We start from the raw sequence: 17,972 nt of genomic DNA, 5'->3' as shown, positions 1-17,972 counted from the left end.
GCCTTATTCGCTGGCGGCAGTGGCGTTCACCACCATACCGGGCCTGACTTGCTGAATACCGGAAACAATCACTCGCTCGCCCGGCTCAAGACCCGCAGTCACCTGATAGTGCTGTTCAACCTGGCGGCCAGGCGTGACGCGTCGCAGCGCCACATGGTTATCCTCATCAACCAACAAAACGAAATAACCCTCTTTGTCCTGCGAAAGGGCCGCAACCGGGATGGTTATGGCGTTTTGTGGCTGGCCGGCTTCCAGCGCGACATTGACCACGCCACCGGGTAACAGCAGATGCTGTGGATTGGCAAAGTTCAGCCTGACCGCCACGCTGCCGGTCTGTGGATCGATATGATTATCGACGGACTCAAATTTGCCGGGTTGTGGATAAGGATGGCCGTTGGCCAGCGTCAGCTGCGAACGAAAACTTTTCGCCGTCTCTGGCTGCTGCATCGCGGTTATATAGTCGTGCTCGTTGACTGAAATCCTGACGCGGATTGGATCCAGCTGCGTCACTGTCACCAGCGAACCACTGGCGGGATTGATCAGGCTGCCTGTATTGAAGCGTGTATGGCCGATGCGTCCGGAAATCGGCGCGGTGATGCGGGTATAACTGAGGTTCAGTTGCTGCGTTTTCAGTTCAGCCTGCATCTGAGCAAGATTAGCGCGGGCGATATCGCGCTCGGCCTCTGCGGCGTCGACGTCGGATTTACTGATGGCTTTACTGGCGGTTAAACGCTGTAACCGGCCGAGATGCAATTGTGTATTACGTAACACCGCCTCGGCGCTTTGCACCCGGGCTTTCGCCTGCTCGACCGCCGCATGGTGTTGTGCCGGTTCAATTTCAAATAATAACTGCCCGGCTTCGACCATCTGGCCTTCGGTGAAGTGGCGGCTGGCAATAAACCCTTCAACGCGGGTTAACACCTCAACCGTCTGAATGGCTTCAACACGCCCCATATACAGCAGCGCTTTGGCGGAATGCTTTATCTCGGTGGTGATAACTTTCACTGCGGGCAGAGGCGAGGACTGGGCAGTGCTTACCAGAAACACGCAACTCAGACACAGCGCAGCAGTTCGTATGAAGATATGCATAGTGATTCACCTGACAAGGTTGATATTACTAAATATTGTATTTTTCTTAGAAAACACCATATTAATCTTGATCAAGCCAGCAGGAAATTTGTGAGAATTATCTCATTTCAGGTGGCTGCGATGGAGCATCACGCAGTACCATGATGTTGCCTGCGTTGTAACACATTCACCGTCGGGCCTGCCCCCGTAGTAAGGGGTGACTTTTTAGCCAAACTCGATCAAGCGTCCTTGCCTTGCAAAAGGGCGCTGTTGAAAAAATCCGTACAATGCAGCATAGACAGATTCGCTAATTGCGCTGTCGAGCGAGATTAACTGATGGTCAGCGTCTTTAGAGCCTGCAGTAACGCATCGACTTTTGGCGTTAGCTGTTTTTTTTGCGGCCACAGAATCGTCAGTGGCAAACCCTCAACTGACAACGTTTCCAGCAGCGGCACCAGTTCACCACTGTCCAGTTGCTTGCGCACCAGCCAGGTCGCTATTTGCGTCACGCCCAGCCCGGCGACCACCGCCGATAACAGCGCCTCTCCATCGCCCAGCGCCATGGCGTGAGCAATTTCGCGCGTCAGCGTGCGGCCGTCTGCAGCAGGAAAGGTCCATGGCGTGGTGCTGCCGTCGTGTCGGGCGTAAGCAATGCAGCGATGATCAGTTAACGCTTGCGCAGATAACGGTGTGCCATGCTGTTGCAGATAATTCGGTGCGGCACAAAAAATCAGCCGTTCACTGCCAAGATAGTGATAGCCGAGTGATGCGGGATAATCCCCCGGGCCACCTATACGAACTGCAATATCAATGCCTTCTTCAATAAGATCAACAAAGCGGTCGGTAAAGGTGATGTTCAGCTGTAAATCCGGGTAGTGGTGGCAAAAGCGGTTCAGTAGCGGCACCACCTGTAAACGGCCAAAGGAGTGCGGCAGGGCAAGGCGTAAGCGGCCCGCCGGACGGTTGCGCTGAGCGACCAGCACCGATTCGGCCTCCGCCAGTTCATCCAGCACCCGGCTACAGGTTTGATAGAACGCCTGACCGGCATCAGTCAGTGACAGGCTGCGGGTGGTACGGTCAAACAGCCGTGAACCTAAGCGCTCCTCCAGCCGGGCGATACTTTTACTGACGGCGGAGTTGCTCAGGTGCAACTTTTCGGCAGCAGCGGTAAAGCTGCCGGTTTCTACGCTGACCACAAACGGCGTTATACCTTTAAGACGATCGCTGGAAATCATGATTAGTGAATTTTTGTCGTTAAATTGATGAATATATACCTTAGATGAGAATTAAATTCCATATTAAGCTTTAGGTCTTAATCTGATGGAGAGAACAAATGAAATCACGTGCATTGATTGTCGGCGTCAGCGGTGTTGTGGGTAGCGCGCTGGCGACCAGGCTACTGGCTGATGGCTGGCAGGTCTATGGTTTGTCACGCGGTAACAGCGCAGTTCCGGCTGGCTGCATCGCACTGACCGCCGATTTAACCTCAGAACAGGCGGTACAGCAGGCGTTACAAGGTATCGAGGTTGATAAGGTGTTCTTCAGCGTCTGGGCGCGTCAGGAAAATGAGCAACAGAATATCCGCGTCAATGGCGCGATGGTGCGTCACGTGCTGGATGCGCTGGGCAGCCGGTTGCAGGGCGGTCATGTGGCGCTGGTCACGGGCCTGAAGCACTATCTTGGGCCGTTTGACGCCTACGGCAAAGGCGAAGTCCCGATGACGCCGTTCCGTGAAGAGCAGGGGCGTCAGCCGGTAGAAAATTTCTATTATGCGCAGGAAGACGAAGTTTTTGCTGCGGCCAAAAAGTACCAGTTCAGCTGGAGCGTACATCGCCCGCATACCATCATTGGTTACGCGGTCGGCAATGCGATGAACATGGGACAAACGCTGGCAGTGTATGCCACGCTGTGTAAACACACCGGGCAGCCATTTATTTTCCCGGGTTCGGCAGTGCAGTGGAACGGCGTGACGGATATGACCGACGCGCGTTTGCTGGCCGATCAGCTTCAGTGGGCAGCCACCAGTGAGCAGGCTAACAATGAAGATTTCAACGTAGTGAACGGTGACGTGTTCCGCTGGCAGTGGATGTGGACGCAAATCGCCGATTACTTTGGCATTGAAGCGGTGCCTTTCAGTGGCGAAATGCAACCGCTGGAAGGGCGCATGAATGATGCCGCTGCCCAGTGGCAGGAGATTGCCAGCCAGTATTCACTGAAGCAGAGCGATGTGAATAAGCTGGCCTCCTGGTGGCATACCGATGCCGATCTCGGTCGCCCGATGGAGGTGATTACCGATATCAGTAAAAGCCGTAAAGCCGGTTTTAACGGTTATCAGTGTACCCGCGATGCCTTTATTGAACTGTTTGATAAGCTCCGGGCGGAAAAACTGATTCCATAACTCTTCGCCGGGTTATTGTCAGGAGAAATGCAAGGGAGCCGATTTTGGCTCCCTTCTCAATAGAATGCTGCCCCAAATGGCGATAATGATTATTTATCCTGTGACCACCTGGCGCTGCTGACGTCCACTTTCACTGGCAGCAGGCCAGTCGCTGTAAATTTATCGGCCAGCGCCTGTTGCTGCTTAAACACTTCCGGCGTCATGCGCTCGGCACCATAAGGCATACGTGCCAGCGCCTTATTCCAGATAGCCGGGTCCAGACCGGTTGATTTAGCGAGGATCTGCGCTGCATCAGCCTGATGCTGGTTTGCCCATTCGCTAAGCGTCGCCAGCTCACTCAGTACTTTCTGCGCGGTTTCAGGATGGCCCTCAGCAAACTTGCGGCTGGCGAGATAAAAGGTGTAATGCGGGACAAGGCCTTCAGCATTTTTTATCTGGCGGGCGTTAGCATGGGTTTCGACTTCTGCCAGATACGGATCCCAGATAACCCAGGCATCAATCGCGCCGCGCTGAAACGCGGCGCGGGCGTCGGCCGGCGGCAAATACACCGGAGTGATATCTTTGTAGCTCAGGCCAGCGTTCTCCAGTGCTGCAATCAGCAAATAGTTAACATCCGAACCTTTATTCAGTGCGACTTTTTTGCCTTTCAGATCGGCAACACTGTTGATCGGCGAATCGGCCGCGACCACAATCGCTTCGGTTTTAGGATTGGCCGGAGAGTGGCCAAGATAGACTAAATCAGCCTGCGCTGCCTGAGCAAAAGTAGGGGGCGCATCGCCAGTGGCGGCCAAATCAATACTTCCAACGTTAAGACCTTCCAGCATTTGTGGCCCCGCCGGGAACTCGACCCAGCGCACGTTGATTCCCTGCTGCTTAAAACTGTCATCAAGAGTGCCGCGATACTTTAATAAGGCGAAGATATTCGCTTTCTGATAGCCAATATTAACCGTCTCAGGCTTTGTCCCGGCAAATGCAGCGTAACTGGTGGTAGAAAGGGCCAGCAGAATTGCGGCGGCCGGCAAAGCTTTAGTGAACCATTTTTTATGCATTATCTGATCTCTGACTGAAAAAGGATGACTTCCGCACCAGATTGAAACGGCGGAATCCCATTATCCTGGCGACAGAGTGAGGAAATGAAAACGGCTTTTCTGGAATAATATAGTGCCAATTGATAAATGCTTTTTTAGCATTTGCTCAGTCAGTTTTCTGCAGTTATCAGAGCATAAAAAAAGCCCCGACAGGTCGGGGCTTTGGTCAGTAATGCAGAGAGATTATTTCTGCTCTGGCAGTGCGTAGGCAATCACGTAGTCACCGCGATCTGGCGACTGACGCGCGCCACCGGCGCTGATAATGATGTACTGTTTACCGGTTTTCGGTGAAACATAGGTCATTGGGCCAGACTGGCTGCCAACCGGCAGACGTGCTTTCCAGATCTCTTTACCGTTTGCAGTATCGAAAGCACGCAGGTAGTAGTCCTGAGTACCGGCGAAGAACAGCAGACCGGATTGGGTAGACAGGCTCGCACCAAGCGTTGGCATACCGATTTCCATTGGCATATGCATTTTGATACCCATTGGACCGGTATCCTGCACAGTACCAACCGGAACCTGCCAGGCGATTTTGCCGGTTTTCAGGTCAACCGCTGACATGGTGCCAAATGGTGGTTTCTGGCAAGGAATGCCCAGTGGAGACAGGAAGCGCTCGCGCACTGCACCATAAGGGGTGCCATCCATTGGAACCATACCCATTTCGATACCGCTGGCACCACTTGGAACCTGGCTGCGTGGCACCAGGTAGTTAGCCAGGCCCAGACGCATGTCGTTAACAAACATAATGGCATTGTTCGGATCAACCGACACGCTGCCCCAGTTCATGCCGCCCAGTGAACCTGGGAACTGCAGGGAACGATCTAAACCTGGTGGGGTAAAGACGCCCTCATGACGCATACCTTTAAACTCGATACGGCACAGCAGCTGATCCAGCGGAGTCGCGCCCCACATATCTGACTCTTTCAGCGTCTGGTTACCAATGTTCGGCATGCCGACGGAGAAAGGCTGAGTTTTTGAGTAGCGCTCACCAGGGGTGTTGCCCTGTGGAACTTCACGGTTTTCAACTTTTGCTACAGGCTCACCGGTTTCGCGGTTGAGCATAAAGATCATGCCTTGCTTGCTGGTCTGAACCAGCACCGGAGTGGTACCACCTTTACCGTCTGGCAGGTCGTACAGCAGCGGCTGTGAAGGCAGGTCAAAGTCCCACAAGTCATGATGGGTAGTCTGGAAATGCCAGCGGACTTTACCGGTTGCAGCATCAACCGCGACAATAGATGAACTGTACTTGTCATCTTCTGCAGTACGCTCACCACCAAAGAAGTCTGGGGTGGCGTTGCCGGTTGGCAGATATACCAGGTTCAGCTTGGCGTCATAGGCCATCGCAGACCAGACGTTAGGCGTACCACGGGTATAAGTCATCCCTTCTGGCGGCAGACGGGTGACAGCCGGGTTGCCCGGATCCCATGCCCATACCAGCTCACCGCTGTGAACATCGTAGGCACGAACCACACCCGGAGGCTCGCCAGTAGAGAAGTTATCCGCGACGCGACCACCGACAATGACCAGATTTCCGGCAACCAGCGGGGTAGAGGTCTGCTGATAGTAGCCATCTTTAACTTCACCCATACCAACTTTCAGATCAACCACGCCGTTATCACCGAAATCAGCACAGGCTTCACCGGTGTCAGCATTAATGGCGATCAGACGTGCATCGATAGTTGGCAGGAACAGACGACGTTCACAGACAGCAGGCGCAGCAGCGTTGATATTGCTGGCAGGAGCCTGTGGCTGTGATGCGCCAGTATCCGACGTTGTGGCTTCAGCCGCAGTCGCGGGATGCTGGTCAGGTGTTTCACCGCTGGCGGCAGCCGGCTGTGATGCAGCCTGAGCGGCAGCAGCAGATGGCTGTACGTCAGCCTGCGCAGCGGCGGTAGTGGCTGGCTGGGCTTCGCTGTTAGCGAAGTAGCCAAGACCACGGCAGCGCTGCCAGTTTGGCGCTTTCGCTTTCGGGTCAAATGCCCACAGCTGTTTACCGTCATCAGCATTCAGTGCCAGCACTTTGCCATAAGCGGTACAAACAAACAGTTTATCGCCAATCTGCAGCGGAGTGTTCTGGTCTTCGGCACCGGAACCGTTGCTCAGTGGGATATCACCGGTATGGGCAATCCACGCGACTTCCAGCTGATTAACGTTGGATTTGTTAATCTGATCCAGTGCGGCAAAACGGTCACCGTGGGTGGTGTTACCCCAATGCTCCCAGTTTTTCTGCTCGGTACCCGGCGCAACAGGCTTAACCGGAATATCTTCGCTGGCGCTGATAATCGGCGCAGGCACAAAGGTATAACCGAAACCGGCAACCAGCGCGACGGCCATCAGGCCAGCCAGGCTGTAGCTTGCGGTTTTCGTACCCTCACGTCCGGCACGCTTTTTCAGGAACGGATAGGCCAGCGCCACCAGGAAAGCCAGCACGCCGAACATAAACAGACGGGAAAACAGTGGCCAGAAGTTCAGGCCCGCGTCCCATATTGCCCAGATGACAGATAACACAAATGCCAGCGCGTACAGCCATGCACCGGCAGGTTTGAGTTTAATGATCAGCACGGCAGAAATGATCATTGCCAGGCCCATCAGCAGGAAGTAAAGACTTCCGCCTAATGAAACCAGCCAGCCGCCACCAATACCAATGGCAAGACCAATGATCCCCATGAGAGCGCCAAGCGCCCACATCAGATAGACCCCGGTACTACGTTTACTGCTTTGATTTAACATGATTTATCTCACCATGAAGCTGCGACAGATCCGCAGCATGAGTGCCTTAACAGTTTGGGAAAATTATCGCCACCTGGTACCACCAGTACTTGAATTAACGTCCATTTATAGAAAATTTGCTAACGACAATCGGATATTTTTTGCACAGGCAACCAAAAACTGCGACAGCACGGCGCGGTTAACTATAATGGGGCAAATGAACCATTTGGAACGATAATGGTGCGTATAGTAAACCTTATTGGCGTAGATTGAAAAGTCTTACCACGCGTGATTATTCACTAAATGCCATACAGATATTAATAATGCATTAACATAACTACATCATTTTTTACTCGTCATAAGCTGCAATGAGGTTGAGTGCGCGCGCTTTATGCGCTCCGGCGCGCAAAAGAGCGGCAGCGGTGGCGATATCGATGAATATTCAGCCGGTAAACTATTAAGCAGTTATTACCTGGCGACGGGTGTGAAAAGATTAAAATAAATTGCTGGTGAGTGTTATAACAGTCACATTTGCTGATTATCTGACCGCGGGCGGAACTATCACATACTGCGCTGTCAGATTAACGGCTGAACAGTCATATTGCTCGCTGGCACAATTCGCCAGGTGCACAGCAAAATATTTTTTCTAATATAAGTATTTCATATAGATATCAAAATAGTTAATGAGCGCTTTATATAAGTGTGAATCAATTGCTCCTCTATGCTTAAAAATCATTAATTCAGCTGGAATTTTCCGTTTCAATTTATTGAGAGGGTGGAGGGCATGTTATGCAAGCAGATAAAACAGACGGTTATTATCTGGATTACTCAGTTAATCATGCAATGTTAAATCCTGAGGATCATGAGGTGGATTCTTTTATCCAAAACTTACGCCGCGTCGCGTCACTTCCTGAAAACTTACCGCCGTTATCGCAAGCTTCTCCCACTATCAGGCCGCGCTGTTACTCGTTCCAGGGGACGTTAATTGCCACCCGCAATCAACGGGGCGATCTTATGATTAAAGACATTAATATCAGTCATTTATCACTACTGGGTGAGGTTCATTCGTCTATTGAGAGGATAAAAACTTCCGACTTTACCAGCTCAAAAAGTGTTATTATTGATATGCCAGATGAGGACAGTAAAAGTTATAGCAATAAAAGTGACAATAGTCAGGTAACGCAAGTTTTTCTGCTGGATACCACCGCTGCATTTAATTCCACATTGCCGCAGGAGAGGCCGCGGAGTATTAATAATGATGTTACTATTACTCTCCCGCAATCACAGTACCAATCGCTTCAATGCGGTGAAGGTTATGGGTGCGTAATCAATTCAAAACAAAATCTCGATGCACTACAGCTGCATGCTAAAAATATGGGTAAAGCGCTGAGTCGCAATATGTTATCCGTCGGCATACCTACCGCAATGCGAGAATATATGGCTAAAAACGTCCTGCCATTTTTATTGCGCAATGCGCCCGCAGGGGCAAATATTGCGCTGGCAGGTATCGCTATTGCCACGCCAATTGCTCTTCAGCTAATGGGGATAGCCAGAGACCTGCATGCGGGCACACAGACCCGGGCCAGCCTGGCTGCCCGGCTGGCAAATATTGCGCTGATAACCGGAGCCGGCTCGGCTTTAGTGGCCAGCGGTGGCGCGGTGGCTGCTGCTAATGCGTTAGTGGCCGCGGTGTTTGTCTATGTGCCGCTAAGAGACGCTATTCAGTATTTCGTCAGGCTGGGCGATAATAACAAACCTTCGATATGCCTGAACGTTTGCAGCAAATCAGCTGCAGCGTATGCCGTTAATCAGGTGCTGGTGTCTGAAGGAATGGAATTGTTAGCCCGCGCGCTGGAACCTTTACTTGGCCATACAGCCGCAAATATGGTGGGGAAAGCTATTGTTAATACCACCGGGGAGGCAGTTGATGAAATGACCTATCGCTGCATAAATTCGCTGCAACAGCAAAATCCCTCCCTGCAGTTAAACGTGACCTCTCGTAAGGCTGAAGAGCTGAATTTGAAGACCGCCACTGACCAGCTGCTCAATACCATCGCTTCACGATCTGCGCTGTTTGCCACGACATTTTCTGCCGCTAACGCCGTGCCGTTTTCAGGCGTGCTGAACAGCATGGTGATCGGTGCGTCACTGGGGGCCGGATATCTGCCATTTTTTTATTCTCATGCGCAGTCAGCGCCAGATGCTGTCGACCAGATGGAAGCCGGGCGCTTATAGCTTGGTCAATCAAGCTGCTGCGCCAGTCGGATTAAGCAATCATGACCCTGCTGTTGCAGCAGATTTTGCAGGGGAACAAAGAGCGGCGAGGGTAAGGCATGAACAGCAAACCACTGCCAGCCGCGACATTTTTCCGGCTCACGCAACCTCGGCTCTCCCACTGGCTGATGCGCAATCGCAAACAGCGTAACGTAATGTTTCTTGTCTTCGACAAATATATCGTTGGTATAGGGGCCAATGCTGATACTATCCAGCTTCAGACCTGTCTCTTCCTGTACTTCGCGCTGGGCGCACTGCTCGATGGATTCACCAAACTCAAGGTGACCACCAGGTGCAGACCAGCTGTCGGCGCCGTGGCTGCCTTTTCTGCGACCTAACAATAGCTTACCGTCGCGAAAAATCAGCACGCCGACACCAATTCGCGGAGTTAACATTCACTGCTCCTGTTGATTAATTTCCCGCCTCAGCCTGCATTATCCGGGGCTGATAATCAAATCCATCTACCGCTTTCAACCACTTATTGTCATATCTTTCTGTCTAAATTGATTACATTTACTAATATTTTAGAGTTCCGGGATACGGCCGCGTGTTGGCCGTTAACACTGATGGTAGCTAAGGAGTCTGTAAATGAAGTCCAACGGCGTTCCTCCCCGCTCTACCTTTGCGGTAGTGCTGTACGAATGGCTTAACCCAATTCCGCTCGGCTTTTTTGTGGCGGCCTGGCTATTCGATATCATTTATCTGTACAGCTATGAAATCTTCTGGACGCAGGCAGCCAGCTGGCTGATTGCTTTTGGTCTGGTGATAGCCATTGTTCCGCGCTTGATCAGCCTGACTCATGTCTGGCCACGTTCATCAATGCCACAGCCCGCTGCGCTTAAACTGCATTTCTGGTTCTGGGCGCTGGCGGTCGTGGTGTCAATCATCAATGCCTTTGTTCATAGTCGCGATGCCTGGGCGGTGGTGCCTGCGGGCGTTATCCTGTCGACAATAGTGGTACTGCTGCTGTTTATCGCTAATTTGCAACTTGCTCTGCGCCAGCGCACAGCTTAAGGAGGAGTTTTAATGAGAACTTCACGTTTTCTTTCGCTGATGGCGCTATCGGTGCCGTTAATGCTGGTAGGTTGTGATGACGGCGCAAAAATAGATCCGCAACAACAGACTGGCCCCGATCCTACGCTGCCGGAAGCAAAAAATTTCCTGCTGCCGCCGATGCAGGTGCCTGACAAAATTGACTGGAAACAGGGTGAAACGCCAAAAGTAGCCCAGGGGCTAAAAATCGAGAAAATTGCTGAAGATTTACTCTATCCGCGCCAGGTCTATGTTTTGCCAAATAACGATATCCTGGTCGTTGAAGCCAATGGCCCGTCAAAACCTACCACCAAACCTAAAGAATTGATTACCGGCATTATTAAGAAGTCTTCTGGTAAAGGGGCGACGGGTGGCAACCGCATTACCTTATTGCGTAACACCGGTGGTGAGGGCAAAGGCTGGGAAAAACATGTCCTGCTGAAAAATCTGCACTCGCCTTTTGGCGTGCAACTGGTCGGTAATACGCTGTATGTGGCCAATGCAGACGCGATTATGAAATTTCCTTATCAAAGCGGCCAGACTGAAATTACCGACCCGGGTGTGGAACTGACCGAATTGCCAGGCGGCCCGATAAACCATCACTGGACAAAAGCGCTGCTCGCCAGCCCCGACGGCAGCAAGCTGTATGTCGGTGTCGGCTCCAACAGTAACGTGGCGGAGAACGGGATCGGTGCAGAATATCGCCGTGCCGCAGTGCTGGAGGTCGATACGGCCAGCGGGGCCAGCCGGATTTACGCCAGCGGTATCCGTAATCCTACCGGTTTGCAGTGGGAGCCTGAGACCGGCAAATTATGGGCGGTCGTCAATGAGCGAGATGAAATTGGTGCCGATCTGGTACCGGACTACCTGACTTCGGTACAGGAGGGCGGCTTCTATGGCTGGCCGTACAGCTATTTTGGTCAGCATGTTGATCAACGCGCGCAGCCACCACGCCCGGATCTGGTGGAAAAAGCCATCAAGCCGGATTACGCGCTAAGCTCCCATGTCGCTCCGCTTGGTCTGTTATTCTACACTGGCAATAATCTGCCTGCTGAATATCGCGGCGGAGCATTTATCAGCGAACATGGCAGCTGGAACCGGAAACCGCTGAATGGATATCGGGTTGACTGGGTGGAATTTAAAGACGGTATGCCTGTCGGCCAGCCCAAACCGGTAGTGACCGGTTTTCTTACCGATGATGAAAAGCAAGTCAGAGGGTTGCCGGTTGGTCTGGCACAGGATCAGCAGGGCGGTTTAATTATTGCTGATGACGCCGGCAATAGCGTCTGGCGCGTAACCGCGGCTAATAGTCAACAGTAACAAAAACGGTGCCAGTCTCGGACAGACTGGCACATTTGCCAGAGAATATAGATAACTAACGAATTATTATTATGTGTAGCAATTTACCCTCAATCACTTTCCCTTTCCCATATTAATCAGCTTATTTATTACCGCGAAAGCTTAAAAGCAGTTAAATAAATTGGTTTATTCTACGCGCTCAGGCTTTACATTTACTTTTGCCTGTTCAGTGACAAATGGCGCTAATTCACTCTACGGTTTTGCAGACTTAGTAAATAGAATGTTAACCTGGTACGGATAAAGATGGATTTAAATCATGAACAGCGCAATATGGCGGTTCAATAGCGGATAATTAGTTAGCATGATATCCGTTACGAATTGACTCTCTTGATTATCAGCAAGGAGATTGATCATGCGACGACGTGCAGCGACAGGTAAATTAGTTTTATCGGTAACAGGGTTGTCATTATACAGCTTAAGGTCGCTAAAACCGCGACGTGAGGGAAGGGTATGTTACCGTCTTGATGAACTGAAAAAGCAATTTCAGCAGACGCTTGAATCGCTACAGATCTGTATCAACCGCAGTAACGAACTAAGCCTGCTGCTACAAAAAATGTTGAGCTGGTCGGGTAGCTTAACCCACCGGGAATTAGACAGGCAGAAGCAAAAAATTTCCGGTATACACGCTAAGCAACAGCATCTTACCTTACAGCAGCAGTCTCTGTTGCGGCAGTTACGACAAATGCAAAACCGGCAGGAACAGCTGATAACAGAGTGGCAAAGCTTGTTGCTGAAACGTGGAAGAGATGACGCGGTGGGAGACAACGAAAATTTCACTGCATAAAAGTATCGCATTCGATAAATGGTGAAAAAACCATAAACTCGGCTCGCAATGAAGTTTTAGTTGATACCAGAGTATCAACAGGCGCCTGACTGCGCTACCGGGAAGCCGAACAAGATGCCAAATAATAATTTCATCTCCTTTTGATGCCAGGAAACTCGTCATGACAAGCAAGTCCCGGGAATGGAAAGATACCGGGTAATGACTAAATTATACCTATGACTAAATCCCAATATGGTCACGCGTTGTTAATTAAAGTCCGTTACGTTAAGCTGAAGAAATGACAAAGCACACACAATTACATCCCCAGCGCGGGCCATCGGACCACAGTGTCCGGGATCAGGTCGTTGAAGCCGCCACAGAGCACTTCAGTCATTTTGGCTATGAGAAAACCACGGTCTCCGATCTTGCTAAGGCGATCGGCTTTTCAAAGGCTTATATCTATAAGTTTTTCGATTCCAAGCAGGCAATCGGTGAGGTGATCTGCAGCAACCGGCTTGCAATGATTATGGATATTGTCAACTCTGCAATGGTTGACGCCCCTTCAGCCTCAGTAAAATTGAGGCGCTTATTCAGAGCGCTGACTGAAGCCGGCAGCGATTTGTTCTTTCACGATCGCAAGCTTTATGACATCGCAGCAGTCGCTGCGCGAGACAATTGGCCCTCAGCAGAGGCCCATGTTGAACGAGTGCGCTTGCTCATTCAGCAGATCCTTCAGGAAGGGCGAGAATCGGGAGAGTTTGAGCGTAAGACGCCAATGGATGAAGCTGTAGATGCGATCTATCTGGTGATGCGACCTTATATCAGTCCTGTTCAGCTGCAATATAATCTTGAGACTGCAACTTCTGCATCTGTGCTGCTTTCATCATTAATACTGAGAAGCCTCTCACCCTGAGTTGTGACTATTGACATTATTGGTCACTAGTATATAACTGCGATTACTCTCCTGTTAATCGTTAGGTAATCCATGCTCAGGCCTCAAGCAGTGATATTCGCCGTTTGCCTGTCGTCTCTGACCCTTGTGGCGTGTGACGACTCTTCTGGCGTCGACGATCCGCGTAGTCAGCCTCCTTTGGTCAGGGTTGTAACCGTGATGAACGCCATCGATTCATCGCGCGCATTTAGCGGTGTGGTCGTCGCGCGTGTTCAGAGCGATCTGGGTTTCCGGGTGCAAGGCAAAATACTTGAACGTCTGGTGAACGCGGGCCAGAGCGTCAAAAGCGGTCAACCTTTGATGCGTCTTGATCCGGTTGACCTTGGCTTGCAGGCTCAAGCCCAGCAGCAGGTGGTCACTGCCGCCCGCGCCCGCGCCAGTCAGGCAATCGCTGACGAAGCTCGTTATCGCGGATTGGTCGCTACAGGGGTTATATCGGCTTCTTACTGGGATCAGATCAAGGCCGTTGCCGCTACCGCCAAAGCGGATCTTAGTGCAGCACAGGCTCAGGCCGATCTAGCACGTAATGCGACCGGCTATGCCGTGCTTTTGGCTGATGCCGATGGCGTGGTGATGGACACGCTCGCCGAGCCTGGGCAGGTGGTTAGCGCCGGTCAGCCGGTTATCAGGCTGGCGCGGGCGGGGCAGCGTGAAGCGATCGTACATTTGCCTGAGACGCTGCGCCCGGCTGTCGACAGTGAGGCCCAGGCCACTTTATATGGCCTCGAAAAACAGTCCGTTCCCGCCAGACTCAGATTGCTTTCCGATTCGGCCGATCCTATGACGCGTACCTTCGAGGCACGATACGTGCTTGCGGGTGCACTTGCCAGCGCACCGCTTGGTTCAACCGTTACGCTCCATATCCCGCAGGAAAAAATCTCCCATCAGATGTTGCGGATCCCTTTAGCCGCCATACATGATCCGGGTAAAGGGCCGGGTGTCTGGAGCATTTCAGGAAAACCTGAAAAAGTGTCGTGGCGGCCTGTACAGGTGCTTGGTCTCACCGACGATTCGGCAACGGTGACCGGTCGCCTAAAAGCCGGTGAGCAGATCGTCGCTTTAGGCGCGCATTTACTGCATGACGGTGAGCAGGTCCGATTAAGTGAGCCGGGCGATATCCCTGTCGTCGGGAGCCAGCCATGAGCGGCGGGCGGTTTAATCTTTCAGCGTTTGCCGTCCGCGAGCGCTCAATCACCTTATTCCTTATTATCCTGATTACCGTGGCCGGTATTCTGTCGTTCTTCGAGCTAGGGCGAGCAGAAGATCCGCCCTTTACCGTTAAGCAGATGACGATTATCACAGCCTGGCCGGGCGCGACTGCACAGGAAATGCAGGATCAGGTGGCCGAGCCGCTGGAAAAGCGGATGCAGGAGCTCAAGTGGTACGATCGCACCGAGACCTTCACGCGCCCCTGACTGGCTTTTACCATGCTGTCATTGCAGGACAGCACGCCGCCTTCACAGGTGCAGGAGGAGTTTTACCAGGCGCGCAAGAAGCTTGGCGATGAGGCAAAAAGCCTGCCGGCAGGCGTAATCGGGCCAATGATCAATGACGAATTCTCCGATGTTACTTTCGCGCTATTTGCTCTGAAGGCAAAGGGCGAGCCACAACGCTTGTTGGTACGTGATGCCGAATCACTGCGCCAGCGCATGCTGCACGTGCCGGGCGTCAAGAAGGTCAATATTATCGGAGAGCGGGCTGAGAGAATCTTTGTCTCATTCTCACATGACCGGCTGGCGACGTCAGGAATCTCTCCTCAGGATATTTTCTCCGCACTAAACAGTCAGAATGTACTTACGCCTGCCGGTTCCATTGATACGCGCGGCCCGCAGCTCTTTATCCGTCTGGATGGCGCATTCGATAAGCTGGAAAAGATCCGCGAAACGCCAATTGTAGCCCAGGGAAGGACGGTGAAATTGTCAGATGTGGCGACGGTTGAACGCGGCTACGAAGATCCTGCGACCTTTCTGGTTCGCAACCAGGGGGAGCCTGCATTATTACTGGGTATCGTGATGCGTGAGGGCTGGAACGGTCTTGATTTGGGGAGAGCGCTGGATGCAGAGACGATAAAAATTAACGAGGCTATGCCTCTTGGGATGACATTAACCAAGATCACCGATCAATCAGTCAATATCAGCTCAGCCGTTAACGAGTTTATGATTAAATTTATTGTCGCATTGCTTGTGGTGATGGTGGTCTGCTTTATCAGCATGGGCTGGCGGGTGGGCGTGGTGGTTGCTGCTGCCGTGCCGTTGACACTGGCTGTGGTGTTTGTGGTTATGGAGGCTTCCGGTAAGAACTTTGACCGCATTACTCTGGGCTCGCTGATCCTGGCGCTCGGCTTGTTGGTGGATGATGCGATCATTGCCATTGAAATGATGGTGGTGAAGATGGAAGAGGGCTACGACCGTATCAAAGCCTCTGCCTATGCCTGGAGTCATACCGCCGCCCCGATGTTGGCCGGTACTCTGGTGACAGCCGTTGGCTTTATGCCTAACGGCTTTGCACAGTCCACTGCCGGTGAGTACACCAGTAACATGTTTTGGATAGTGGGTATTGCTTTGATTGCCTCATGGGTGGTGGCGGTGATCTTTACACCTTATCTCGGCGTGAAAATGTTGCCAGACATAAAGCCGGTTGAAGGTGGGCATGCAGCCATCTATAACACACGAAATTATAATCGTTTTCGTCAGTTACTGACCCGTGTTATTGCGCACAAATGGATAGTGGCCGGTAGCGTTTTGGCCGTGTTTACCGTCGCCATTCTTGGCATGGGGTTGGTCAAAAAACAATTTTTCCCCACCTCCGACCGGCCGGAAGTGTTGGTTGAAGTTCAGATGCCATATGGCAGCTCTATTGAGCAGACCAGCGCTGCCACGGCGAAAATCGAAAACTGGCTGAAAAAACAGAAAGAGGCAAAAATCGTCACGTCCTATATTGGGCAGGGGTCGCCACGTTTTTATCTGGCTATGGCGCCAGAGCTACCCGATCCGTCGTTTGCCAAAGTTGTCGTGCTTACAGCCAGCCAGCAGGAACGTGAAGCTCTCAAGCTGCGGCTTCGTGAAGCCGCAGCCGACGGCCTGGCGCCCGAAGCACGTGTCCGTGTGACTCAGCTGGTATTTGGTCCTTATTCACCCTATCCGGTAGCTTATCGTATTAACGGGCCAGATCCAGTCAAACTGCGCGAGATTGCAGGCGAAGTTGAGGCAGTTATGCAGCTGAATCCGATGATGAGGAGTGTGAATTCAGACTGGGGCTCCCGAGTGCCGACGCTGCATTTCACGCTGGATCAGAACCGGTTGCAGGCGGTGGGACTGACGTCAAATGCAGTCGCACAGCAGTTGCAGTTTTTGCTTTCGGGAACGCCGATTACCTCTGTACGTGAAAACATCCGTTCGGTGCAGGTTGTGGGGCGCTCAGCCGGGGATATCCGGCTGGATCCTGCAAAAATAGCCGGCTTTACGTTAGTGGGCTCTGCCGGCCAGCGTATTCCATTATCGCAGGTTGGGGATGTCGAGGTGCGAATGGAAGATCCGGTTCTGCGTCGTCGCGATCGCACCCCGACCATTACCGTGCGGGGAGATATTGCCGAAAATTTGCAACCGCCAGATGTTTCCACAGCAGTGATGAAAGAATTGCAGCCGATCATCGATACGCTTCCGGCTGAATACCGCATTGAGCAGGCTGGCCCAATTGAAGAGTCCGCAAAAGCGACCAGGGCGATGGCTCCGTTGTTTCCCATCATGATTGCCATTACGTTATTGATCATTATCCTGCAGGTCCGTTCAATGTCGGCGATGGTGATGGTATTCCTGACCGCGCCATTGGGGCTGATAGGCGTGGTGCCGACGCTACTGCTCTTCAGTCAGCCGTTTGGCATTAATGCGCTGGTGGGCCTGATTGCGCTATCGGGTATTCTGATGCGAAACACGCTGATTCTGATAGGGCAGATCCACCATAACCAACATCAAGGGCTTTCGCCATTCGATGCAGTGGTGGAGGCGACGGTCCAGCGGGCGAGACCGGTGTTACTCACGGCGCTGGCCGCTATACTGGCCTTTATCCCACTTACGCACTCCGTTTTTTGGGGAACGCTGGCTTATACCCTGATCGGCGGAACGTTTGGCGGCACGATTATCACGCTGGTATTTCTGCCTGCAATGTATGCCATCTGGTTTAAAATACGTCCCGATAATCCGCAGCAAGCGGTAGAACGCATCTCGTCGTCATAAACGGATGGGCCAGGTCCGGATTGTTATCGTTTGGCCGTTTACAGACGAAGGCCTAATGGCCTTCGTCTGCCACTGTCATGCAAAGTCTATTTTTAGT

General features: G+C 52.1%; 12 protein-coding genes and 1 pseudogene. 8 read left to right on the top strand and 5 right to left on the bottom strand.

The window, feature by feature from the left end:
* Positions 1-3 precede the first annotated feature (3 nt).
* Both RIN69_RS11635 and RIN69_RS11630 read right to left on the bottom strand, forming a co-directional pair.
* A complete protein-coding gene (locus RIN69_RS11635; protein ID WP_313851992.1) occupies positions 4-1,089 on the bottom strand; it encodes an efflux RND transporter periplasmic adaptor subunit in 1,086 nt (361 codons plus the stop codon).
* Between the two features lie 308 nt (positions 1,090-1,397).
* Positions 1,398-2,306 (bottom strand): LysR family transcriptional regulator, encoded by a 909-nt coding sequence (locus RIN69_RS11630; protein WP_313857718.1) that lies wholly within the window; start codon positions 2,304-2,306, stop codon positions 1,398-1,400.
* A 95-nt stretch (positions 2,307-2,401) separates the two neighbouring features.
* Between RIN69_RS11630 and RIN69_RS11625 the strand changes: the two genes are divergently transcribed.
* On the top strand, positions 2,402-3,466 hold the full coding sequence (locus RIN69_RS11625; protein ID WP_313851991.1) for an SDR family oxidoreductase: 1,065 nt from the start codon (positions 2,402-2,404) through the stop codon (positions 3,464-3,466).
* A gap of 89 nt (positions 3,467-3,555) precedes the next feature.
* On the opposite strand, the gene RIN69_RS11620 is transcribed toward RIN69_RS11625, so the two are convergent.
* Both RIN69_RS11620 and RIN69_RS11615 read right to left on the bottom strand, forming a co-directional pair.
* The gene (locus RIN69_RS11620) at positions 3,556-4,515 is read right to left on the bottom strand and encodes a sulfonate ABC transporter substrate-binding protein (RefSeq protein ID WP_313851990.1); all 960 of its coding nucleotides are present in this window, start codon (positions 4,513-4,515) and stop codon (positions 3,556-3,558) included.
* Between the two features lie 222 nt (positions 4,516-4,737).
* Positions 4,738-7,284: a glucose/quinate/shikimate family membrane-bound PQQ-dependent dehydrogenase gene (locus RIN69_RS11615; RefSeq protein WP_313851989.1), complete on the bottom strand. Its 2,547-nt coding sequence runs from the start codon at positions 7,282-7,284 to the stop codon at positions 4,738-4,740.
* Between the two features lie 1,416 nt (positions 7,285-8,700).
* Here RIN69_RS11615 and RIN69_RS11610 point away from each other — a divergent pair.
* The gene (locus tag RIN69_RS11610; protein WP_313851988.1) at positions 8,701-9,498 is read left to right on the top strand and encodes a hypothetical protein; all 798 of its coding nucleotides are present in this window, start codon (positions 8,701-8,703) and stop codon (positions 9,496-9,498) included.
* Between the two features lie 5 nt (positions 9,499-9,503).
* Here the strand turns inward: RIN69_RS11610 and RIN69_RS11605 are convergent, their stop codons facing one another.
* Positions 9,504-9,932 (bottom strand): nucleotide triphosphate diphosphatase NUDT15, encoded by a 429-nt coding sequence (locus tag RIN69_RS11605; protein ID WP_313851987.1) that lies wholly within the window; start codon positions 9,930-9,932, stop codon positions 9,504-9,506.
* Between the two features lie 193 nt (positions 9,933-10,125).
* Here RIN69_RS11605 and RIN69_RS11600 point away from each other — a divergent pair, with 193 nt between their 5' ends.
* From RIN69_RS11600 to RIN69_RS11575, 6 genes and pseudogenes are all read left to right on the top strand, one after another.
* A complete protein-coding gene (locus RIN69_RS11600; RefSeq protein ID WP_313851986.1) occupies positions 10,126-10,551 on the top strand; it encodes a DUF2231 domain-containing protein in 426 nt (141 codons plus the stop codon).
* Between the two features lie 12 nt (positions 10,552-10,563).
* The gene (locus RIN69_RS11595; protein ID WP_313857559.1) at positions 10,564-11,889 is read left to right on the top strand and encodes a PQQ-dependent sugar dehydrogenase; all 1,326 of its coding nucleotides are present in this window, start codon (positions 10,564-10,566) and stop codon (positions 11,887-11,889) included.
* A gap of 391 nt (positions 11,890-12,280) precedes the next feature.
* The gene (locus RIN69_RS11590; protein ID WP_313857558.1) at positions 12,281-12,712 is read left to right on the top strand and encodes a hypothetical protein; all 432 of its coding nucleotides are present in this window, start codon (positions 12,281-12,283) and stop codon (positions 12,710-12,712) included.
* Between the two features lie 277 nt (positions 12,713-12,989).
* Entirely contained in the window at positions 12,990-13,604 is a 615-nt protein-coding gene (locus RIN69_RS11585; protein ID WP_313857557.1) for a TetR/AcrR family transcriptional regulator, read from the top strand.
* A 72-nt stretch (positions 13,605-13,676) separates the two neighbouring features.
* Positions 13,677-14,786, top strand: coding sequence for an efflux RND transporter periplasmic adaptor subunit (locus RIN69_RS11580; protein ID WP_313857555.1), 1,110 nt, complete (start codon positions 13,677-13,679; stop codon positions 14,784-14,786).
* Positions 14,783-17,875: pseudogene (locus tag RIN69_RS11575) on the top strand (efflux RND transporter permease subunit). Before RIN69_RS11580 ends, RIN69_RS11575 begins: the two are co-directional and overlap by 4 nt.
* The last annotated feature ends 97 nt before the right edge of the window (positions 17,876-17,972 follow it).

Origin of the sequence: Winslowiella toletana, assembly GCF_032164335.1 — a bacterium.
Classification (GTDB): Bacteria; Pseudomonadota; Gammaproteobacteria; order Enterobacterales; family Enterobacteriaceae; genus Erwinia; species Erwinia toletana_A.
The sequence above is the reverse complement of the archived record's forward strand: the minus strand, read 5'-3'. Positions and strand labels throughout refer to the sequence as shown.